The organism is Staphylococcus sp. HMSC071G07 (assembly GCF_001811435.1).
Taxonomy (GTDB): domain Bacteria; phylum Bacillota; class Bacilli; order Staphylococcales; family Staphylococcaceae; genus Staphylococcus; species Staphylococcus pettenkoferi.
On record NZ_KV804768.1, the window covers coordinates 1 to 21,717 of the forward strand.

Genomic DNA, 21,717 nt, shown 5'->3' on the forward strand with positions numbered 1-21,717 from the left:
TTTCCTTACTACCTATCTTAATATGTTTGCATATGGGACCACACTCAACTAATTCCTCTCGCTCTTAGAGCTCTAGGAATGGATTTTCGTTGTGGTCTAGCTCCATCATGCGTCTCGAGTCGACATTGAAAATATAATAAAGAATCATTTCAAGCGTGATTTTCATCTATTTCAAACACTATTTTCTGTGAGTGTTCCAGGCGTGTTATTCAATTGAAAGCGACTCACATCGACGAAATCATCTTCAAGCATTTCATCAATGCTCATCTCTTTATAATGTTGTTTTATCTTTTGAAGAAATAAGGGTTTGTTCATCTTCTTTTCGCTAAATAGAATACGATACATAATCGGAGCGATATAATCTTCAGGTATACTGAATTGTGCGTTATCATGGTAAATCGTTCTACTTGGTAAATCTTCGAGTGATATAAATTGTGTTGAGAGATCAGTGATAGGTTGCTCATAGTAAAAGAGCTCCACTCCAGCTTCTTGCTTATATTGAAGGTAAGCGATGCTGAGAAGTAGGTTTAATTTCTCAAGTGTCATAGGTGCAATGAGTAGGAAGTAGCGTGCGATATCTAGAGGAACGAGTGGATAGGGTTCAGTGGCAACTTGAAGAAATTCTTCGAAATCATGATAATATATGATATCTCGATAATACTTATCCTCTTGAACTATACTTTCCGTGGTTAATTCTTTAGTGGATAATACATGAACGTAAATCATGACATCGAGTTCCTTCAACTTATCAAGTTCATACTGATAATGTTCATTTTCTTCTGTTAACACCTTATGGTAAGCGACACGTGTCCCGGTTTGATCAGCAAGTTTATCATTTTGTAGAAATATCAGAAGATGTTGATAGTACATAAGCGCTCCTTTCATCCGTATAGGTCGATTAATTCTGTGTCTCTTACATGCCATTTCATATAATTTTGCTTGTATTCAAAATGACTGGCTTTATTTTTCTCTTTATCACAAATTCTCCATATTTGAAGCTCAACAGGATAGTTACGATTATTGAGTTTAAAATATAAATGAATCGCTTTATAATCGTTTTTAGAAGAATCTAATACGGTTATTTTATTCTTTGTATTATCTGGAAGTTGTTCTGTAATAGCTATAATATTTAACATTAAATCTTTAATTGAGAATGACGTCTCGATAATAAGTCGATAGCCAAGAATATCATTTAATACTTTATTTAATGGAAATGCTCCTAACTTGTTATTTTGGTTAAAACGTGTGATCTTATCGATAACACATTTGTAGTTTTTGATTCTATGTTTAATATTATATATTCTACCTATCTTTAATTTTATTTCGTTGTTAGTCAGAGTTTCAATGTATTTTTCTAAAGTTACAATGACAGTGTTATCAATAATGTCTCCTTTATAATTCATAACCTTATACACACACGTTTTCTTCAAATTGACGTTCATGTCGAGTTGAGCTGTTAATTCCTCTACATCCTTAATACGGTTATAAACGTTGAGAATCGTCTCTCTAATTACTGTTTCTTCTTGCTGTTTTATAGTGTCACCTAGTCTCTAGTAGTATTTCCTTTCATTATTTATTGGATAAATAAATTATACTTATAAACACAACTCATCACAAATGTTAAGCACTTCATTTATAAATTGACGTCTAAAATAAGGTCACCCTAACACTTCAACAACCCCCTTTCTCCATTACTTTCGCAAAATAAAAAAACAAGACAACGATTATCAATGAATCGCTGTCCTGCACTCGTTATGAGGTTAGAACGGTAAATTCATGCCTTTTAACATGTTTTGCATTTGTGCTTTCTTACCTTTCTTACCTTTACCGCCACCGGTAAACTGTTTCATCATTTTCTTCATCTCATTGAATTGTTTCATCAGACGATTAACTTCTTGAAGTGTGCGACCTGACCCTTTTGCGATACGTTTCTTACGTGACACATTGAGTACTGCTGGATTCTCACGCTCAGTCGGCGTCATAGATTGGATAATCGCTTTAATATGATCGATTTGTTTCTCGCTCATATTCAGCTTGTCCAAGCCTTTCATCTTATTCATACCTGGAATCATCTTCATAATATCATCCAGTGGGCCTAAGTTCTTCACTTGGTCAAGTTGTTCTAAGAAATCGTCCAACGTGAATGAGGAAGTTCGCATTTTCTTCTCAAGATCTTTCGCTTTTTCTTCATCCACATCTTGTTGTGCTTTCTCGATTAAACTTAGCACATCGCCCATACCTAAGATACGGGAAGCCATACGCTCAGGATGGAATGGCTCTAGACCGTCGAGTTTCTCACTCATACCGACGAATTTAATTGGTTTTTGCGTTACTGAACGGATAGATAACGCTGCACCCCCACGTGTATCGCCGTCGAGTTTCGTTAATGTTACTGAAGACACGTCGAGTTGGTTATCGAATGATTCAGCAACGTTAACCGCATCTTGACCGGTCATCGCATCAACAACGAGCATGATTTCGTTTGGTTTAGAGACTTCCTTAACCTCTTGTAATTCGTTCATCAATGCTTCGTCGACATGTAAACGGCCGGCTGTATCAATGATGACGAAATCGAGATGTTCTTCTTTCGCATGTTGAATCGCGTGATCCACGATATCTTGCGGCTGTACTTGGTCGCCTTCACTATATACAGGAATATCGAGTTGTTTCCCTACTGTTTGAAGTTGATCGATCGCAGCTGGACGATAGATATCGGCAGCTACTAAGAGTGGTTTTTTATTATATTTCTTTCGCATCAAGAGTGCAAGCTTACCTGCTGTCGTTGTCTTACCTGCACCTTGAAGCCCTACCATCATGACTACAGTTGGCGGTTTATTCGCCATTTGAATCGTTGCATTCTCGCCACCCATGAGTTGGGTCAATTCGTCCTGTACAATCTTGATTACTTGTTGCCCTGGGGTTAAGGATTTCATCACATCTGAACCTAGGGCACGATCTGATACGGTCTTAACGAAGTTCTTAACAACTTTAAAGTTAACGTCGGCTTCGAGCAATGCGAGACGGACTTCACGCATCATCGTCTTGATATCCGCTTCCGTGACTTTCCCTTTACCACGGATCTTCTGCATCGTCTGTTGTAAACGATCTGACAAGCCTTCAAATGCCATATCAAATCCCCTCCTTTGTAAAAGTGTTATTCGAGTTCTTCTAATTGTTGAATGAGTTCAGCAATTTTATCTTTATCATCTATATGCGCCTTCATCTCGTTATAAAGCTCTTGGCGCTTTTCAAAATTACGATATAAATTTAATTTATCCTCATAATCTTCAACTAAATCGCCAGTTCTTCTAATATTATCATATACTGCTTGGCGACTCACATCAAAAGTTTCTGCAATCTCACTCAATGAATAATCTTGAAGATAGAACAGTTCAAGATAGTTGCGCTGTTTCTCAGTGAGTAATGATTGATAGAAATCAAAGAGATAATTCATTCTCAGTGTTTTAACTAAATCACCATTACTCATGTGGACGACCTTCTGTTTCTGAAGCTGCGTCTTCACCTTCTTGATCAGTTTCCTCTGCTTCAGCGTCTACATTTTGTTCAATCATATCAGCAAAGAGACCATAAACGTAGCTTTCTGGGTTAAATGGTTGAAGGTCATCTAAGCGTTCACCTAAACCAACGTATTTCACTGGGATGTGAAGTTCGTTACGGATGGCAAGAACGATACCACCTTTAGCTGTACCATCGAGTTTCGTTAAGACGATACCTGAAACGTCTGTCACTTCTTTAAAGGCACGGGCTTGAGAAAGTGCGTTCTGTCCCGTCGTCGCATCTAAGCAAAGTAAGCTTTCATGAGGCGCGTCTGGAATCGCGCGACCAATGACACGTTTCATCTTCTCAAGTTCGTTCATTAAGTTTGCTTTGTTCTGTAAACGACCTGCTGTATCGACGATTAAGATGTCGACACCTTTATGTTTCGCTGCATTCATCGCATCATATACAACAGCAGCTGGATCTGAACCTTCACTTTGGCTAATCACATCGACACCGACACGTTCACCCCATACTTGAAGTTGACGTATCGCACCTGCTCTGAATGTATCACCAGCAGCAAGCATGACTTTTTTACCTTCTGCTTGATAGCGATGCGCAAGTTTACCGATTGTTGTCGTCTTACCTACACCGTTAACGCCGACCATGAGCACGACATTTAAGCGGCCGTCTTCAAGGTTCATGACCTCAGAATGCTCATCATCTTGGTGGTAGATTTCAACAATCTTCTCAACGATGACTTCACGTAAATCTTCAGTTTCTTGGATATTGCGACGTTTCGCTTCATCACGAAGTTCGTCTACAAGTTCCATCACTGTATTAAAGCCAACATCTGCTGTGATTAACATCTCTTCTAATGCTTCGAAGAAATCTTCGTCTACTTTACGATAACGCGCGATGAGATTATTGAGTTGCTCTTGGAAGTTCTGACGTGATTTTTCTAAACCGGCTTTGAATTTGGCGCCTAATTTTTGCGCTTCGATTTCTTCAAAGTCTTCAATGGAGATCAGTCCATCTTCATCGAAATCCGCTTCACTTAATTTCTTCGGCTTCTTCTTCGGTGGTTCGGGTTGTTCTGCAGGTTGATCGAACTGTTGCTGACTATCATCAGACTCTGCTGAATCTAAATCTTCGAGTTGCGTTGATTCCTGGGGTTCTTCGTGTTTCTTCTCTTCTTTCGCTTGGCCTGTAAACTTGTCCTTTAAGCGTTTAAAAAAGCTCATGTTTGTTCCTCCTCCATTACCTCATCTATCGTATTTAAGTTCACACTGACTAATTTCGATACACCAGATTCTTGCATCGTCACACCATAGAGTCGATCTGAATACTCCATCGTACCTTTTCGGTGCGTGATGACGATAAATTGTGTTTGTTCAGATAGCTGGCGTAAATATTGTGCATACCGAATTACATTTGCTTCATCTAATGCCGCTTCGACCTCATCAAGAATAACAAATGGTGCAGATCTGACTTTTAATATCGCAAAGAGTAAAGCAATGGCACTCAGTGCACGTTCGCCACCACTCAGTAAAGATAAATGTTGCAGTTTCTTACCAGGGGGTTGCACGACAATTTCTACGCCTGCTGAGAGGTAGTCGTCGTCCGTTAAGCGTAACTCTGCCTCACCGCCGTCAAACAGTGATTTAAAGACTTCTGTAAAGTGACCCTGTACAGCGTGGAAAGTCGCTTTGAAACGATCTTTCACTTCTTGATCCATCTCTTGAATAATTTGTTCTAAAGTTGCTTTCGCTTCTCTTAAATCTGTACGTTGTTCATCTAAGAACGTATAGCGTGTATTCAACTCCTCAAACTGTTCAATCGCATTCAAGTTAACAGGTCCGAGTTCTTCAATCGACATCTTCGTCAATTTCACCTTTTTACGCAAACTTTCAATATCCGTATCAAGCTCATACAACGTCTTCGCATGTTCAAATGTCACATGATAGTCTTCACTGAGATGGTCAATTGCATGACTAATCAAGACGTCTAAACGTGATTGTTCTGCTTTAATATCTTGATAGCGATTCTCGATAGACAGAATGTCGCGATGTGTCTCTTGCAATAGCGCATCTGTTTCCTCTATCGTCTCATTGAGCTCTGAACGTTGTGCTTTAACTTCTTCAAGCTGTTGATTAAAACGAGACTTGTCTTCTTGCTTCTCATCAATCTGCGACTGTATTTGATCAAAGGCCTGTTGACCTGTGATTTCATCTGAATTAAAGAATTCTATCTTCTCTAACAGTTGTTCAAGTGCTTGATCTGTTTGCTCGAGTTGTTCGTTCAATCGCTCTTTCATTTGACGTTGTGTCTTGAGACGCTCTTTCGTCACAGCTAAATCTGATTTCTTCTGATTGAGTTGTTGTTGAAGTTGAGTCGTACTTGCTTTGCCTTCTTTGTTTAATTCAGTGAGTCGCTCAATATCTTTCTCTAGCTGTGCTAAGCGTTTTTTAATCTCGGAAAGCTGTTGTTGTTTCTCATTCAACGTCGCTTTGCTTTTCGCACTTTCGTAGCCGTCATTTTTCTCAAATTGGAATTCTTCATGATCATCTTTAATTTGTGCTTCATTCGTACGGAGACGATCGAGTTCGAGGGACAGCTCATGCTTGTGCTGTTTGATTTCATTATAACGTTGACTGCTGCTTAAATAATCTTCGCTGAGTTGATTGGCTTGATCATTCATCTCTTGGAATTGTTGTTCAAAATCAACCGTCTGACGATGATAGGATTCCAATTGCGCTTTCATCTTCGCTAGTTCGTCTTTCTGAGCTAAGACACTCTTCGTCTTGCGTTCACCACCACCGGACATCGAGCCACCAGGGTTCACGATATCGCCTTCAAGCGTCACTATCCGAGTACGGTAGCGTATCGCTCTCGCTAACTCATTCGCCTGTTTCAAATCATTAACGATAATCGTATTGCCTAGTAGGTTTCGAACGATGTGTTGATATTGTGGTTCTACTGATATAGCTTCAGATGCAACGTTAATGTAGCCTTCCGCTCGTTCTGCGATAGATTGGATTTCTGCAGATAACTGGCGTGGTTTAATAACATTTAAAGGTAAAAATGTAGCACGTCCTAGACTATGTTGTTTCAGATACTGAATCGCTTGGCGTCCGGCTTGTTCCGTTTCAACAATGACATGTTGCATTGACGCACCCAAAGCGATTTCGATTGCTTTCGTGAGTTCTGACGGTACATCGATAATTTCTGCGACTGCTCCATGTATACCGGATAACTGTGTATCTTTCGCTTTCAATACATGTTTAACACCATTGAAGAAGTAGTTATAGCCTTCTTGTTGCGCTGACATACTATCGATACGTGATTTTAGCTTTTCATTATAACGATACGCTTGATGAAGCTGATGTTCATATTCTGACTGTTTCTTCTTCACACGCGTTAATTCTTGTTCGCGTTGATTTAATTCTTGTTCAATCGCTTTCAAGTCTTTGTCGGCTTGTGCATGTGATTGTTCCGTTGTCACGATTTTTTGTTGTACTTTCTGTAATGCTTCGTAAGCTTCTCCAAGACGAGAGTCTAGCCGAGATTGCTTAGACTCATTTTCTTGAATCGTATGTTCAAGGAAGCGAATATCGTTGTTCACATCGGATTGTTCAGACATGAGTGCGTAATACTGGTCTTTCAAATCTTCTAATTGTGTTTCAGTATCATCATCAGAATGCCCTAGTTGATTCTCATACGACTGAATTAGTTGATTTAACTCTTTTTGTTGTTGCTGTAACGTCGTAATTTCTGCTTTAGCCTGCGCTAACTCTTGTTGCAATCGTTCTTTTTGTTCTTCGAGATTCTCTTGTTCTTCCTCGAAACGCGCATTCGTTTCAGATTGGTTTTTCTGACGTTCTTTTAATACATTCAGTTGACCATTGTATTTTTCAAGGTCTTCCGTCGCTTTCACGAGCTGATAGTTTAATTTTTCGATTTCATTATCATATTGTTGGCGTTCAGTTTTGTATTTATTTAACGCCTTCGTATGTTGAACTTTATTAGCTTCTTTCGTTTCTTGCTGGCTTTTTAACGAATTTAATTGCTCATCTAACTCATGGACATTGTCGTTATACGTTTCAATATCATGAACCGTAACGAGTATGTCACTTTTCTCCATCTCAGCAGCAAGATGTTGATACTCTTTCGCAATAGAAGCTTCTTCACGTAGAGGCTCCACACGACCTTCAAGATCGTACAGGATATCTTCTACACGTGTTAAGTTGTCCTCAGTTTGATCTAGTTTCTGAACAGAGGACGCCTTTCTCTTCTTGTATTTCAACACGCCTGCTGATTCTTCGATAATTTGACGTCGGTCTATTGGCTTAGCATTCAGAATTTCGTCGACTCTGCCTTGTGAAATAATACTAAACGCTTCTTTGCCTAACCCTGAATCTAGGAAAAGGTCTACAATATCTTTCAAACGTGCACGTTCATTGTTCAAGTAGTATTCACTTTCGCCACTGCGATACAAACGACGTGTGACAGTGACGAGTTCGGCGTCATATTGTAACTTACCAGAGCTGTTATCTAGTTTCAGTTGCACCTCTGCGTAGTTCTGCGCTTTACGATGTTCGGCACCCGAGAAGATAATATCTTCCATCTTTGAACCACGTAAAGACTTTGCGGATTGTTCGCCTAGCACCCATTTAATCGCATCGGTAATATTACTTTTACCACTGCCATTGGGACCTACGATAGCAGTGACGCCATTATCAAATTGAACGTCTGTATGATCAGCAAACGATTTAAAGCCGTATGCATCTATAGATTTTAAATATACCATGCTTTACTCCTTATCTTTACTCGCTCAAAGGTCTTAAGACTTTGGATTCATAACTTTAAAAGCACTTTCGGCTGCTTTCTGTTCAGATTCTTTCTTCGTCTTACCTTTACCTGTCGCAATCGCTTCACCTTTCAACATCACTTGGGACGTAAATAATCGGTGATGCGCTGGACCTTCTTCTTTAACGAGACGATATGTCACGTCGCCACGATTATGCTGATGTACAAATTCCTGGAATTGTGTCTTGAAATCCACTACACCTTGGAGTTCATCATCTTCAACATAAGGAAAGATCACTTGTTGCGCAAATTGATTCACAACAGTTAATCCTTGATCTAAGTAGAGCGCACCTACAAAGGCTTCAAAGGCATCTGAAACGAGTGAAGGACGCGTTCTGCCTCCAGTCTTCTCTTCACCTTTACCTAACAGTATAAGTTCATTTAAGTTAATCTTATTCGCAAATATTACAAGTGATGGCTCACACACGATCGTCGCTCTCATCTTAGTCAAATTCCCTTCCGGCAGATCGGGATATTTGTCGAAAAGATAGCGTGATACCGTCAATTCTAATACTGCGTCACCTAGAAATTCTAAACGTTCATTGTGTTCTAAACGATTCATGTTGAAGTCGTTGATAAAGCTGGAATGAGAGAAAGCCTGTTGATACAGTGCGATATTCTCATAAGGTAGCTTAAGTTCTTTCATCTTTGTAGCGAATTGAGTCCGAAATGATTGCTCGATTTGTTCTTTATAATTTGTCGACAATAGTTTGACGCCTCCTTCTCTTTCTTTACGCACACTGTTAATTCTACGTGAATTAATAGTAAAACTAAAGTGGAGAGATAAAGATTTACTAAATATTTAACATGCGCACGAGTGCTTTTCTTGCGCATAAAAAATCTGAGTCGATGTATTCAACGACTCAGATTCACATATATTATTTTTCAAGGCTGTTAATATATTTAACAGCATCACCAACAGTGTTGATTTTTTCTGCTTCTTCGTCTGGAATTTCAGTACCAAATTCGTCTTCTAATTCCATTACTAATTCAGCAATGTCAAGTGAGTCAGCGCCTAAATCATCTTTGAAAGATGCATCTTCAGTTACTTTATCAGCATCAACACCTAAACGGTCAACGATGATGTCTTTTACTTTATCGAAGTTTTCCACGTCGAGTCACCTCCTTTTAAAGTCAACATATAGACCTTATTATTTTCCCATTTTATGAAGTGAAATACAAGTGAAATTTCATGGTGTTAATGAAACGCAAGTCTTATAAGCTAGAATATGCGTTTCATACTCTCGTGGATTTCAAACTGTTTCATCTCACTTCGTAACTACCTATAAACGGGGAAATTACATGTACATACCGCCGTTAACATGAATTGTTTGACCAGTGATATATTTCGCTTTATCAGAAGCTAAGAATGTAACAGTATCCGCGATATCTTGGTCTTTACCAAAGCGTTTAAGCGGAATTTGATCTAACATTTGTTCTTTCAAATCATCACTTAATGCGTCAGTCATGTCTGACACGATGAAACCAGGTGCTACAGCGTTGACTGTGATATTACGTGAAGCTAATTCACGTGCAGTTGATTTCGTTAAACCAACGACACCTGCTTTCGTAGCAACGTAATTAGCTTGTCCTGGGTTACCCACAGAACCTACGACACTTGATAAGTTGATGATAGAACCGCTTTTTTGTCTCAACATTTGTGGTGTAACCTTTTGAATACAATTGAAGACACCTTTGAGGTTCGTATCAATAACATCGTCCCACTCTTGTTCTTTCATACGCATGAGTAGGTTGTCACGTGTGATACCTGCATTGTTCACGAGCACATCAATTGAACCGAACGTACTTACGACTTCTTTAATCATCGCTTTGACTTCATCGCCATTGGCTACATTAGCTTGAATCGCGAAGCTCTCTACGCCTTTACCTTTAATTTCTTCGACCACAGCTTCTGCTTTGTCTTTGTTACCTGCGTAGTTGACTGCAACGTTATAGCCTTCTTCAGCAAATTGTAAAGCAATGCTACGTCCGATACCGCGTGAAGCACCTGTAACTAATACGTTCTTACTCATCTTCATTCCATCCTTTCACATCTTCTAAACTTTGAATAGAAGTTAATTTCACATCGCGATTAATCTTTTTAATTAAACCTGAAAGTACTCTACCTGGACCAATTTCGATAAAATGATCTACGCCGTCTTCAATCAGTTGTTCTGTAGATTTAATAAATTGAACCGGTGAATACAATTGTTTAATCATATTTTGCTTAATCGTTTCAGCATCTGTTTCTCCTTGGGCGTTCACGTTCTGAACGACAGGGAATTGAGCATCATGCCATTCAAATTGATCGATGTAATCAGCGAAGTCTTGTTCGATGACTTGCATCATAGAGGAATGGAACGGACCTGAAACAGGTAGAGGCATAACACGTTTCGCACCGAGTGATTTGCCCTCTTGTGCAATTTGATCAATCAATGTCTTATGTCCAGATACAACGATTTGCCCTGGAGAATTAATGTTTGCGGGTTCAATAATTTCATCGTCTGTAGACAATGAACGACAAATTTCGTCAACTTTGTCATAGTCTAAACCGAGCACAGCAGCCATGCCACCCACACCATTTGGGAAGGCGTCTGCCATGAGCTGACCACGCTTGCGCACAATCTTCACTGCATCTTCAAATGAGAGCACACCACTTGCGACAAGGCTGGCATATTCACCTAAACTATGCCCCATCGTATAATCAGCGTCGATGTTATTAAGCGCGCGATATAACGCCATACTATGTGTCACTAATGCAGGTTGTGTGTTCTCAGTTTGATTTAACTTTCCATCATTATCAGTGAACATCGTTTCTAACAAATCAAAGTCTAACGCTTCTTGCGCAGTATTGAGCACTTCTGTTGCTTGTGCGTCGTGTTCATAAAGGTCTTGAGCCATTCCGACTTTCTGAGACCCTTGACCAGGGAAGATAATTGCTGTCTTACCCATGATTATTCACCCACCGTTTCTCTCATAGTTTCTACGATCTTCTCTTCTGCTGCAATCTTAGCTTGTCTGATTGCTGAATAGAACGCTTTCGCACTTGAACTTCCGTGTGCTTTAACTACGATGCCGTCAAGCCCAAGTAGTACTGAACCACCGTATTCAGCATAGTCCATTTTCGTTTGTACCGCCTTCAAGTCTTTCTTGATAAGTAGACCTGCGATTTTGTTTTTAAAATTACTGAGCAACGTCTCTTTGAACATTTTACCAATAGACTTAGCAGTACCTTCTAAGTTCTTCAATATCATATTACCTGTGTAACCATCTGTGACTACGACATCCGCTACATCTTCCATTAAACCTTTGGCCTCAACATTACCTTTGAAGTTAATGTCGTCTTGTTCTTTCATTAAATTATAAGCATTCTTCGTTAATGAATTCCCTTTAGCCGCTTCTGTACCGATGTTTAACAAACCAATAGATGGATTGTGAACGCCTCTAAATTTCTGAGCGTAAATATGACCGAGTTGCGCATATTGCAATAAATGTTCCGCTTTCGCATCGGCGTTCGCACCCACATCCATAAATACGAAACCTTTGCCTGAAATTGTAGGTAGCGTAACTACCAGCGCGGGTCTTGCTACACCTTTAATACGGCCAACAATGAATAATCCGGATGACATGAGCGCACCGGTATTACCTGCAGAGACGCAACCTGCTGCTTCGCCGTGTTTCACTGCTTCAGCCATGCGAACCATTGAACTGTCTTTCTTACGTTTAATCGCACGAACTGGTTCGTCATCCATAGCGATTTCTTCAGTACAATGACGGAATTCAATGCGCTCATGATTGAGTGTGTATTGTTTCTCGTCACCAAATAGAATAATTTCAAGATCTTGGAAATCTTTGATTGCTTGTTGTACTGCGTCTAGCACAATTTGGGGTGCATCGTCGCCACCCATCATATCAATTGCTATCTTAACCATTTCGTTCATCCTCACTTGTGTAATACATTTTGAAAGTACCTGTAAATACGAGGTCTTCACGGACGTATGATTTTACCTTAATTATATAATAATTATCTTCAATCTCTATCATTTGAGCTTCTGCTTTAACTGTATCATGTAGTTTGACCGGCTTGATAAATTGCACTTCACTGGATTGGGTCAATACTACGGGTTTATGTATCAATGCTACGCAAAGCGAATTGGCTTGTGCAAAGACCACGTGTCCTCGAGCAATTTGATTGCGTGAAAAGACAGATTCTTCGGTGATGTGTATAACAGATGTTGCCCGTTCGTCAGGTGTCACATCGATTACATTCCCGATGATCTCATTTCCTTCAATCGAACGGATACGTGCGTGGTTCTTCTCTGCCACTTGTTGAATTCGTTTACGCAATTCTGGGATATTCAAATGCGTACGGTCTAAACGTACTGTTTGAATACTCACGTTAAACTGGGTACTAAGTTCGTGGTCGGTAATAAAAGGGTTTTTGTCAATTGCTTCACGAATCGCTTGACGTCGTATTTCTTTTTTCAACTTAGCCATTCTACGTCACCCTTCAAAGATTTTTAGTACCTAGTCATAACATTCCTCACATATCATAACACTTTCTAAATAGTTTACTCAACAAATAAAGTAATAAAATAAAGGAATGAGTCATGGACCTCATTATCGTCACACATTGCTCATTCCTTCCTTGTCTGTATATTAATCAAAGCTCGTATAAAGTAGGTTATCTTCAATAAAAGAGCGTAAAGTGGCATACTCATCAGTGAAGAATTGACCTGATTGTATCAATTCACCCGCTTCATCACGCGCCACTTCTAACATTTTATAATCTTCGACAACATTGGCCACTAAGAAGTCAGGCAAACCACTTTGTTTCACCCCAAAGAAGTCACCAGGACCACGCATTTCAAGGTCTCGTTCACTCAACTCAAAGCCGTCATTGGTCTCAGTCATAATATTCATACGCTCAATGCCTGTCTCCGTCTTCGGTGAAGCGATGAGCACACAGTAACTTTGATGCTCACTGCGACCTACACGACCTCGTAACTGATGAAGCGTTGATAAGCCAAAGCGGTCAGCATCATAAATCATCATAAACGTCGCATTTGGTACGTTGACCCCGACCTCGACAACAGTAGTGGACACGAGAATATCAATATCGTGATCACTAAAACGTTGCATCACTTCGTCTTTCTCTTCTGAGGTCATCTTGCCATGTAATAGACCCACACGCGATTCACCGTAATAGGCCTGCATGGCTTCGTAAAGTTCAACAACATTCTGCACATCTTCAAGGTGCTCAGAACTTTCAATTAACGGACAAATCACGTAGGCTTGCCGCCCTTTGCGTAACTCGCTCGTCATTTGAGTTAAGACCTCTTCGTAGGCTTCATGTTTCGCCCATGAAGTGATGATTGGCTTGCGACCTTTCGGCAGTTGCTTGATTGAAGAAACATCCATTTCTCCAAACACAGAAATAGCTAAGGTACGTGGAATTGGCGTTGCTGTCATAAATAGGACATTGGTCATTGCCCCTTTCTCACGAAGAAGCTGTCGTTGATTCACGCCAAAACGATGTTGCTCATCGGTAATGACTAAACCGACATCTTTGAAAATGACATCATCTTGAATTAAAGCATGTGTACCGATCACACAATCAATTTCGCCTGATTCCAATTGTTCAAGCAACAGTGCCCGTTTCTTTCCTTTTACAGAACCTGTCAGCAAAGCAATATTCATCGTATCTCCAAACAACTCACTTAAACTTTCAGCATGTTGCTCGGCGAGAATTTCTGTCGGTACCATCAAAGCAGATTGATACCCTGCTGTTTTCAACGCATACATACATATCGCAGCGACGACCGTTTTACCAGAACCCACATCACCTTGCAGTAAACGATGCATACGAATAGGTGCTTTCAAATCCCTGAATATTTCGTTCACACTTTGTTTCTGTGCATCAGTGAGTTCAAACGGTAAACTGGCGATAAATGCTTTTACTTGCTCAATATCATAATTGATTTCGATGGCCTCGTCTGATGTCTTCTCTAAACGATTTAACCACTGCATACGAAGTTCGAACATAAAGAGTTCAGTGAAAGCGTAGGTGCGACGTGCACGTAGGAGCTCCGTCTTATCTGGCGCGTAATGCAGCGTACGTATCGTATCTGCCAGTGGTTCAAGTTTATATTTGTTGCGCAAATCTTCTGAGAGCCACTCTTCAATCGTCACCTCATCAAGTACTTGACGTATCATATCTCTTAGCGGTTTCTGTTTAATCCCTTCTTTGATGCGATAAACCGGCTCAAGTTGCGTTTCGCCTTGTTCCTCAGCACTGAAATACATTCGATTACCATTGATTTCTTGTTTTCGACGATTCCATTTACCTTTAATGGTTACAAGTTCATTGAGTTGAATTTTCTTTTTCAAATAAGGTTGGTTAAAAAAGATCGCCTTCACTGCGATATTATTGACAAGTAAGTGGACGGTCAGCTTAGATTTATTTCGTCCAAAAAAAGCGACAGTAGGCGTCGAATACACTTCTCCCACTACTGTCACGACGGATTGATCTTCAGCTTGATTTAAATCTACTACGGTATTATCTTCGTATCTGACTGGAAAATATAAGACTAAATCTTCGATCGTTTGAATGTTTAACTCATTGAGCACTGCTAAACGCTTTGGCCCCAAACCTTTTACTGATGATAAGGGAAAAGGGCTCTCAATTAAATGGACTTTCGACATATTAATCACCAAATATTTGTTGTTTTAAGCGCTGACCTGTCGGCGTACCTGCTAAGCCACCTCTTCCTGTTTCACGCAAAGCGGATGGCATTGTTTGTCCAATACGAAACATCGCTTCAATAACCTCGTCTGTCGGAATGCGCGACTGAATTCCTGCTAATGCCATATCTGCCGAAACTACTGCATTCGAAGACCCTGCTGCATTACGTTTCACACACGGCACTTCTACTAAGCCAGCGACTGGATCACACACTAAACCTAGCATATTTTTCAAACAAATTGCAAAGGCTTCAGCCGATTGCTGTGGCGATCCACCCGCGAGTTCTACGGTTGCTGCAGCTGCCATCGCTGCCGCAGAACCGACCTCAGCTTGACATCCACCCGCTGCTCCGGAAATTGACGCATTATTAGCAACTACAAATCCAAAGGCACCAGCAGTTAACAGAAAGTTAAGCATATCTCTTCGTGAAGGATGTAGCTTGGAACGTAATCCAAATAAGACACCCGGTACCACGCCTGCCGAACCAGCAGTGGGTGTCGCACAAATTTTACCCATAGCGGCGTTGACCTCGTTGGTCGCCGTAGCTCGACTTACAACATCAAGCATCGTATCTCCTGCTAAAGAGGCGCCCGATGCGATGTAACGTTGTAGTAACAATGCATCTCCGCCAGTAAGCCCCGTCGTTGAAACAACACCCTCACCCGTAAGACCTTGTTCTAAAGCATGCTCCATCGTCTGTAAATTCTTGTCCATTCGTGCATAAACTTCTTCCTCAGTAAGTCCTGTCACTGACATCTCTTGACGCATCATCACTTCATGAATCGTCAGTGATTCAGCGTCACATATTGCTAGTAATTCTTTGATACTCTTAAACATCATTCTCCCCCTGTGTTAATCATTCCCCATCAGCGATACTGTAACGACGCCTTCAACATGTCTTATCTGCGTAAGAATTTCATCGTCGATTGCATCATCCAGCTCACACGTCATCAATGCTTGATCACCTTTCTCCTTACGAGATACTTGCATACTTCCGACGTTAATACTGTGCTCACCAAGTATATTTGCAACTTTACCAATTGTTCCAAAGGTGTCTTGGTGGAAGACGAGCAGAGCAGGATAATTCCCACTCAACGTAATCTTAAAGCCATTAATCGCTACAATTTCAATATTACCGCCACCGATTGAAATGCCTTCTACAGAGATATCTTTATCTCCTTTACGCATGTGCAGAATCGTTGTATTTGGGTGAGAACGTTCTTCTTTCATTTCGATAAAGTTAATGCGTATCCCCATTGTTTCAGCTGTTTGGATGCTAGTTGGCAAACGGTCATCATCTGTATCGTAACCTAACAACCCTCCAACTAAAGCGACATCTGTTCCATGACCTTTGTAGGTTTCCATAAATGACCCATAGAGGTAAATATCGACTTGGTCAGGCATCTCAGAGAACAAGCCTCTAGCCACCAAACCGATACGTACGGCCCCAGCTGTATGCGAAGAAGAAGGGCCTACCATAGTGGGTTCAATAATATCAAATACACTTTTAAACTTCATTGTTGTCTCCTATCGTTGTCTATATTCATCGAGTCCTATTTCAGTTTTGAAAAAATGAGATATCCGTAAAATGTTGTCAGTTTACTGTAGAAATTGAACGTAAGTTTACATCGACTTTCTCATCATTTGTAAAAGCGCTTTCACTTCTAGTTATGCTCGTTAATTATAGCAGGAGTTCTAGCAATAAGAAAGTTATTGAAACGCTATAGATACTGTCATATCAGTATTTTAGAGTATATGTATTTAATGTGATTGGACAATGAATATTTAGGTATTTAATTCATTATTATATTAAAAAACGAGGATAATGAACTTGGACGTTAATCCAAGTCATATCCTCGCTACACTTATATTTGAACTAAAATGACTGCTAAATAATGGAATTAAAATATGATGCAATTGAATTCTAAAGCTTTACCAAATTAACGCGACCTCATCTTCAATGTTATTCCACCGCAAATAAATACGGATAAACCGGTTGTTGTCCGTCATGTTCATCAATTTCAACTTCAGGATACTGTGCTTCAATCCACTCAATCAATGCTTCTGTATCTTCCGCATTCGCATCCTGACCTGAGATCAACGTAATGATTTCACTGTCATCAGTGACCATCTGTTCCATCAAGCCATGCAATGTTTCAGTAAGTTGCGCATCGCTCGTCACAATTTTATCATTCATTAAGCCGATATAATCATTCTCATTAATCGTTACACCATCGACTTGTGTATCTCGAACTGCCGTCGTCACTGCACCAGACACGACTGCTTCCAACGCTTCCGTCATCACTTCTTTATTCTCAGAGAGTTCAGCATCGTGATCCAAATTAAACAATGCAGTGATGCCTTGTGGCACTGAGCGTGTAGGAATAACTACGGTTTCAGCTTGAACCATCTCAGCAGCTTGTTCACTTGCTAAGATGATGTTCTTATTGTTTGGTAGGATCATCGCACGTTGACAACCTGACTGCTCGATCACTTTCACGATATCTTCCGTGGATGGATTCATCGTTTGACCACCGCTGATAATGTGAGTGGCACCCATCGACTTAAAGAGTTCGGAAATTCCTTCACCCATTGAAATAGCGATGATTGCAGTTTTTACTTGTGCGATATCTTCTTGATTACCTTGTCGACTTTGCTCTTTCTTCACGACTTCACGATGTTGCTCGCGCATATTTTCAACTTTTAACTTAATGAGCTCACCGTATTGTTGTACGTAATTAAAAACGTCCCCAGGTTTTTCAGAATGTACATGAACTTTAACAATCTCGTCATCATTAATCACGAGCAATGAGTCACCGAACGTACTCATATCTTCTCTGAATTGCTGTTCATCGAATGTCTTACCTGCCTCATCAAAACGCGCCATAACTTCTGTACAATAGCCGTATTGGATGTCTTCAGTATTCATCACACCATGAAAGTCATGTGCTTCTGCTTCAAGATCCACATCTGCAACATTCTCAGCAACACTAGAAGTATGTGCTTCAATCGTCTCACCTTTGAGGCCAGCTAAGAAACCTTCCAACACAGTAACTAAGCCTTTACCTCCACTATCAACGACAACGACTTCTTTCAACACTGGTAGTAGATTCGGCGTGTTCTCTAATGATTGATTCGCCGCTTCAATGATTTTCTGGAAGAATGTCTCCATCTCTTCATGGCTATCCGCAACTGCCATCGCTTTCTCTGCAGTGTCTTTAGCAACTGTTAGAATCGTACCTTCCACTGGTTTCACGATAGCTTGATATGCAGTTTCTACACTTGCTTGTAACGCTTTAGCAAGTAGAGGTACGTCAATTTCAGCATCTTGCTCAATACGTTGGCAGAACCCGCGAAAGATTTGTGAAAGAATCACTCCTGAATTACCTCGAGCGCCCATGAGTAAGCCTTTCGCGAAGACTTGTCCTACTTGTCCAATGTGAGAAGACGCTTGGTTAGAGACAGCCTCATTCCCTGATGTCATAGTCAAGTTCATATTCGTTCCAGTGTCACCGTCCGGAACTGGATAGACGTTTAATGAGTCGATTAAGTTTACATTGTTTGATAAATTTTGCGCTCCTTGTTCAATCATCTTCGCAAATAATTTACCATCGATATACCTTACCATTTGCTTATATCCTCCTACTCGTCTTCTCAACGTGATTTCTATGTATAACGCGATTTCCCGTTCTCGTTCTACAATATTTCTATTATATATTGATAACGATTGATTTTCATTTATCGTTTTTAAATTTAACTTTTATCCTTTGTATAAAATGACTGGGAGGCCCTGTGTTGCCTGTTAGAATCGTACACAGAGCTAGAGTAATCTATATATAATTATTTTCTTATACTTCTCCACAATATGGAATTATAACATAAAAGTTATATCCGTCGAAATAAAATTTGTTACTTAAATGTGTAATTTGATTGCCTCAGCTTGAAAATTATGGTAAATTCAAATGGTATATAGTAGTTTAGTGTATTTATATTTATTAAAGGAGGTACACGCATGGCTAAACAATGTTACGTAACAGGCCGTAAAGCTTCAACTGGTAACAAACGTTCACACGCTTTAAACTCTACTAAACGTAGATGGAACGCTAACTTACAAAAAGTTAGAATTTTAGTTGACGGTAAACCTAAAAAAGTTTGGGTTTCAGCTCGTGCTTTAAAATCTGGTAAAGTTACTAGAGTTTAATAAATATATAATGCACAAGAAAACTTGACTTCTATGTGGGAAGTCAAGTTTTTTCTTTATCTTAATAGAATATTTTTCATTCGACTTCAAATCGCTTTAAGCATATGCTCATCTGTTACACATATACAACAATGCTTTACATCTTTTCTCTACTGATCCTTTACTTCGCATCTCGACTTCGAATCATTAAGACGCCACCGTAATGTAATGTCACATGTCCTTCAGGTTCTAACAACTCATTCGATACCGTAAGTGTACTACCGACATTCAACTGCTGATGATCCAATGCGTATTTAAAGTGCTCTAGTGAAATCACAGTGGGATACATCACAGGCAAAAACGATATATATTGATACGCCTTATCCCTTTTAATCTTATGCTCACCATAACCTAAATAAGTAATCACGTTCGTCGCATCTTTCACTTGAATCGCAATATTTTTAGCTTCGTACTCAGGCTTTTCCAGAATTTGCAAAACACCCATAAAGTGATCTAATCTGCCGCCTGTCGCACCATAAATATTAATTTCGGTATAACCCTCTTCAACTGCCTGCATGACCCCTAATGCTAAATCTGTATCATCTTTCTCAGACTTATGCGGGTTGAGGACGAGATGGGATTCCAAATAGTCTCGTTCCTGTTCACTGATCGAATCAAAGTCGCCAATTGCCATACAAGGTTTGATACCCTCTTCAAGTAAGATTAAGGCACCTCTATCGATGCCAGCCCAGCGTTCTGTACCTTGTTCTTGAAAAAGGTTCTCCGGTAAATTTCTACGACTACATAATAAATTAATACGCATTCAATCAACCTTTCAACTGCTGTGTTGCTTGACGATAATCAGGTTGGTGGAAGAAATAAGAGCCTGTGACGAGCATCGTTGCACCAGCGTCTAATGCTTGAGCAACCGTGTCAGCATTAATACCACCATCTACCTCGATATCAAAGTCCAATTGTTGCGTTGCTTTCAACTGCGCGAGCGTGCGTACTTTATCTAAACAACGTTCAATAAAGACTTGTCCTCCGAAACCAGGATTGACAGTCATCACGAGTACATAATCCACAAACGCTAATATCGGTTCAATCATACTCACAGGAGTTCCTGGATTGATAACAACACCCGCTTTCGCGCCACCATCTTTAATCTTCTGAATCACGCTATGGATATGAGACGTTGCTTCGACATGAACTGAAATCATATCTGCACCATAATCAATAAAGTGCTGAACATAAACACCTGGATCTTCAATCATTAAGTGAACATCAATCGGTAACGTTGTACCGCGACGTACGGCATTTAAGACAGGTAGGCCAACTGAGATATTCGGAACAAATTGTCCATCCATAACATCAAAGTGCACACCGTCCACGCCAGCGTCTTCCAATGCACGTAATTCCTGATCTAAGTGTAGAAAGTCAGCTGCTAACAATGAGGGGAATAATTGAGCCATTCAGTATCTTTCCTTTCTATTCGCAAGTTCTTCGTAAAGTTGTACGTAATGTTGATACCTAAAGTCGCGAATAGCCCCCGTCTCTACTTGGGCCTTTACGTGACATTTCGGCTCTTTCATGTGCATACAATCACGAAACTTGCAAGCTGTACCGTAATCTTTAATCTCTACGAAATAATCTTTCAGTTCTGACTTATCAATGTGGTCAAAATCTAGGGCACTGAAGCCAGGGGTATCGGCCACATAACCCTTTTCAAATTGAAATAATTCAATGTGACGCGTCGTATGGCGTCCGCGATTTAACGCTTTAGAGATATCTTGCGTCTCTAATGATAACTCTGGATGGAATTTATTTAACAGCGTAGATTTACCGACGCCAGATTGACCACTTAACACGACTAATCCTTCAGACCAGTTGGTAAATAACTGATCAACTGCGTCGTCGCGTCCCACGACTTCTACGTTATAACCTAAGTCGCGATAAACTTCTAAGCGTTCATTTAATTCTCGGGCTTCATCGTCAGAAAGCAGATCTTTTTTCGTTACTACTATACTCGGAGCAAGCGCATATGAATGCGCGATGACGAGAAAGCGATCTAGTAATTGTGAAGAGAAGTCTGGTGCTTTGGCACTCATCACGATGACCAAGTGATCGATGTTACTCACTGGTGGACGTTTCAGTTGGTTTACCCGTTCATGAACATGATAGATGTAGCCTTCAGACTCATTCTCTACTTCGAAATCAACCACATCCCCAACGATAGGAGAGAATTTCTTCTTTCTAAATAACCCTCTCGGCTTAGTATTATAGAGTGCACCATCAACATCGACTTGGTACACGCCACTTATTAATTTCACTATGCGTCCCGTCTTCACTGTGACACCCCGCTTCTCATACTTTATCTCATTATATCAAAGGTGGGATAAACTTTATAACCATTCGTTCAGACTTG

The 21,717-nt window shown here is 40.2% G+C and carries 20 protein-coding genes; 1 reads left to right on the forward strand and 19 read right to left on the reverse strand.

Annotation, left to right across the window (positions count from 1 at the left end; translation table 11 throughout):
* Positions 1 to 171: 171 nt before the first annotated feature.
* The 16 genes from HMPREF2802_RS04355 to fakA all read right to left on the reverse strand — a co-directional run bounded on the left by HMPREF2802_RS04355 (position 172) and on the right by fakA (position 18,740).
* Complete coding sequence (locus HMPREF2802_RS04355; protein WP_102695946.1) at positions 172 to 870, reverse strand: hypothetical protein; 699 nt, start codon at positions 868 to 870, stop codon at positions 172 to 174.
* Positions 871 to 881: 11 nt separating this feature from the next.
* On the reverse strand, positions 882 to 1,403 hold the full coding sequence (locus HMPREF2802_RS04360) for a nucleotidyltransferase family protein (RefSeq protein ID WP_176744771.1): 522 nt from the start codon (positions 1,401 to 1,403) through the stop codon (positions 882 to 884).
* A gap of 357 nt (positions 1,404 to 1,760) precedes the next feature.
* On the reverse strand, positions 1,761 to 3,128 hold the full coding sequence (gene ffh, locus HMPREF2802_RS04365; RefSeq protein ID WP_002472109.1) for a signal recognition particle protein: 1,368 nt from the start codon (positions 3,126 to 3,128) through the stop codon (positions 1,761 to 1,763).
* A 26-nt stretch (positions 3,129 to 3,154) separates the two neighbouring features.
* Positions 3,155 to 3,487 (reverse strand): putative DNA-binding protein, encoded by a 333-nt coding sequence (locus HMPREF2802_RS04370; protein WP_002472124.1) that lies wholly within the window; start codon positions 3,485 to 3,487, stop codon positions 3,155 to 3,157.
* Positions 3,480 to 4,742: a signal recognition particle-docking protein FtsY gene (gene ftsY, locus HMPREF2802_RS04375; protein ID WP_070502890.1), complete on the reverse strand. Its 1,263-nt coding sequence runs from the start codon at positions 4,740 to 4,742 to the stop codon at positions 3,480 to 3,482. Before ftsY ends, HMPREF2802_RS04370 begins: the two co-directional genes overlap by 8 nt.
* On the reverse strand, positions 4,739 to 8,308 hold the full coding sequence (gene smc / locus HMPREF2802_RS04380) for a chromosome segregation protein SMC (protein WP_070502891.1): 3,570 nt from the start codon (positions 8,306 to 8,308) through the stop codon (positions 4,739 to 4,741). Before smc ends, ftsY begins: the two co-directional genes overlap by 4 nt.
* A gap of 33 nt (positions 8,309 to 8,341) precedes the next feature.
* Positions 8,342 to 9,013: a ribonuclease III gene (gene rnc, locus HMPREF2802_RS04385; protein WP_070503412.1), complete on the reverse strand. Its 672-nt coding sequence runs from the start codon at positions 9,011 to 9,013 to the stop codon at positions 8,342 to 8,344.
* A 232-nt stretch (positions 9,014 to 9,245) separates the two neighbouring features.
* The gene (locus HMPREF2802_RS04390) at positions 9,246 to 9,479 is read right to left on the reverse strand and encodes an acyl carrier protein (RefSeq protein WP_001830184.1); all 234 of its coding nucleotides are present in this window, start codon (positions 9,477 to 9,479) and stop codon (positions 9,246 to 9,248) included.
* Between the two features lie 186 nt (positions 9,480 to 9,665).
* Positions 9,666 to 10,400 carry a 3-oxoacyl-[acyl-carrier-protein] reductase gene (gene fabG / locus HMPREF2802_RS04395; RefSeq protein WP_002472122.1) on the reverse strand — a complete coding sequence of 245 codons (735 nt, stop codon included), beginning with the start codon at positions 10,398 to 10,400 and terminating at the stop codon, positions 9,666 to 9,668.
* Positions 10,393 to 11,319 (reverse strand): ACP S-malonyltransferase, encoded by a 927-nt coding sequence (gene fabD / locus HMPREF2802_RS04400; protein WP_070502892.1) that lies wholly within the window; start codon positions 11,317 to 11,319, stop codon positions 10,393 to 10,395. Before fabD ends, fabG begins: the two co-directional genes overlap by 8 nt.
* Before the next feature lie 2 nt (positions 11,320 to 11,321).
* Positions 11,322 to 12,299 (reverse strand): phosphate acyltransferase PlsX, encoded by a 978-nt coding sequence (gene plsX, locus HMPREF2802_RS04405; protein ID WP_002472116.1) that lies wholly within the window; start codon positions 12,297 to 12,299, stop codon positions 11,322 to 11,324.
* Positions 12,292 to 12,864, reverse strand: coding sequence for a transcription factor FapR (fapR, locus tag HMPREF2802_RS04410; protein WP_070502893.1), 573 nt, complete (start codon positions 12,862 to 12,864; stop codon positions 12,292 to 12,294). The genes plsX and fapR overlap by 8 nt, the downstream gene beginning before the upstream one ends.
* Before the next feature lie 162 nt (positions 12,865 to 13,026).
* Positions 13,027 to 15,072, reverse strand: a complete 2,046-nt coding sequence (gene recG / locus HMPREF2802_RS04415) for an ATP-dependent DNA helicase RecG (protein ID WP_070502894.1) — start codon at positions 15,070 to 15,072, stop codon at positions 13,027 to 13,029.
* Position 15,073: 1 nt separating this feature from the next.
* Positions 15,074 to 15,949 carry an L-serine ammonia-lyase, iron-sulfur-dependent, subunit alpha gene (gene sdaAA / locus HMPREF2802_RS04420; protein WP_070502895.1) on the reverse strand — a complete coding sequence of 292 codons (876 nt, stop codon included), beginning with the start codon at positions 15,947 to 15,949 and terminating at the stop codon, positions 15,074 to 15,076.
* Between the two features lie 15 nt (positions 15,950 to 15,964).
* Complete coding sequence (gene sdaAB, locus HMPREF2802_RS04425) at positions 15,965 to 16,630, reverse strand: L-serine ammonia-lyase, iron-sulfur-dependent subunit beta (protein ID WP_070502896.1); 666 nt, start codon at positions 16,628 to 16,630, stop codon at positions 15,965 to 15,967.
* Between the two features lie 445 nt (positions 16,631 to 17,075).
* On the reverse strand, positions 17,076 to 18,740 hold the full coding sequence (gene fakA, locus HMPREF2802_RS04430; RefSeq protein WP_070502897.1) for a fatty acid kinase catalytic subunit FakA: 1,665 nt from the start codon (positions 18,738 to 18,740) through the stop codon (positions 17,076 to 17,078).
* Between the two features lie 384 nt (positions 18,741 to 19,124).
* Here fakA and rpmB point away from each other — a divergent pair, with 384 nt between their 5' ends.
* A complete protein-coding gene (rpmB, locus tag HMPREF2802_RS04435; RefSeq protein ID WP_002472115.1) occupies positions 19,125 to 19,313 on the forward strand; it encodes a 50S ribosomal protein L28 in 189 nt (62 codons plus the stop codon).
* 160 nt (positions 19,314 to 19,473) lie between these two features.
* On the opposite strand, the gene HMPREF2802_RS04440 is transcribed toward rpmB, so the two are convergent.
* The 3 genes from HMPREF2802_RS04440 to rsgA are packed head-to-tail and all read right to left on the reverse strand — an operon-like array spanning position 19,474 to position 21,640.
* On the reverse strand, positions 19,474 to 20,115 hold the full coding sequence (locus tag HMPREF2802_RS04440; RefSeq protein WP_070502898.1) for a thiamine diphosphokinase: 642 nt from the start codon (positions 20,113 to 20,115) through the stop codon (positions 19,474 to 19,476).
* Between the two features lie 4 nt (positions 20,116 to 20,119).
* Complete coding sequence (gene rpe / locus HMPREF2802_RS04445) at positions 20,120 to 20,764, reverse strand: ribulose-phosphate 3-epimerase (protein ID WP_002472120.1); 645 nt, start codon at positions 20,762 to 20,764, stop codon at positions 20,120 to 20,122.
* Positions 20,765 to 21,640: a ribosome small subunit-dependent GTPase A gene (rsgA, locus tag HMPREF2802_RS04450; RefSeq protein ID WP_070502899.1), complete on the reverse strand. Its 876-nt coding sequence runs from the start codon at positions 21,638 to 21,640 to the stop codon at positions 20,765 to 20,767.
* Positions 21,641 to 21,717: the final 77 nt, after the last annotated feature.

What these genes read in the sequence shown, in the direction of transcription:
- fabD (WP_070502892.1), bottom strand. Translation starts at nt 11,319, where the DNA reads ATGGGTAAGACAGCAATTATCTTCCCTGGTCAAGGGTCTCAGAAAGTC.
- fapR (WP_070502893.1), bottom strand. Translation starts at nt 12,864, where the DNA reads ATGGCTAAGTTGAAAAAAGAAATACGACGTCAAGCGATTCGTGAAGCA.
- rnc (WP_070503412.1), bottom strand. Translation starts at nt 9,013, where the DNA reads ATGAAAGAACTTAAGCTACCTTATGAGAATATCGCACTGTATCAACAG.
- fabG (WP_002472122.1), bottom strand. Translation starts at nt 10,400, where the DNA reads ATGAGTAAGAACGTATTAGTTACAGGTGCTTCACGCGGTATCGGACGT.
- smc (WP_070502891.1), bottom strand. Translation starts at nt 8,308, where the DNA reads ATGGTATATTTAAAATCTATAGATGCATACGGCTTTAAATCGTTTGCT.
- ffh (WP_002472109.1), bottom strand. Translation starts at nt 3,128, where the DNA reads ATGGCATTTGAAGGCTTGTCAGATCGTTTACAACAGACGATGCAGAAG.
- HMPREF2802_RS04440 (WP_070502898.1), bottom strand. Translation starts at nt 20,115, where the DNA reads ATGCGTATTAATTTATTATGTAGTCGTAGAAATTTACCGGAGAACCTT.
- sdaAB (WP_070502896.1), bottom strand. Translation starts at nt 16,630, where the DNA reads ATGAAGTTTAAAAGTGTATTTGATATTATTGAACCCACTATGGTAGGC.
- recG (WP_070502894.1), bottom strand. Translation starts at nt 15,072, where the DNA reads ATGTCGAAAGTCCATTTAATTGAGAGCCCTTTTCCCTTATCATCAGTA.
- HMPREF2802_RS04370 (WP_002472124.1), bottom strand. Translation starts at nt 3,487, where the DNA reads ATGAGTAATGGTGATTTAGTTAAAACACTGAGAATGAATTATCTCTTT.
- sdaAA (WP_070502895.1), bottom strand. Translation starts at nt 15,949, where the DNA reads ATGTTTAAGAGTATCAAAGAATTACTAGCAATATGTGACGCTGAATCA.
- ftsY (WP_070502890.1), bottom strand. Translation starts at nt 4,742, where the DNA reads ATGAGCTTTTTTAAACGCTTAAAGGACAAGTTTACAGGCCAAGCGAAA.
- fakA (WP_070502897.1), bottom strand. Translation starts at nt 18,740, where the DNA reads ATGGTAAGGTATATCGATGGTAAATTATTTGCGAAGATGATTGAACAA.
- rpe (WP_002472120.1), bottom strand. Translation starts at nt 20,764, where the DNA reads ATGGCTCAATTATTCCCCTCATTGTTAGCAGCTGACTTTCTACACTTA.
- HMPREF2802_RS04360 (WP_176744771.1), bottom strand. Translation starts at nt 1,403, where the DNA reads ATGAATTATAAAGGAGACATTATTGATAACACTGTCATTGTAACTTTA.
- plsX (WP_002472116.1), bottom strand. Translation starts at nt 12,299, where the DNA reads ATGGTTAAGATAGCAATTGATATGATGGGTGGCGACGATGCACCCCAA.
- HMPREF2802_RS04355 (WP_102695946.1), bottom strand. Translation starts at nt 870, where the DNA reads ATGTACTATCAACATCTTCTGATATTTCTACAAAATGATAAACTTGCT.
- rpmB (WP_002472115.1), top strand. Translation starts at nt 19,125, where the DNA reads ATGGCTAAACAATGTTACGTAACAGGCCGTAAAGCTTCAACTGGTAAC.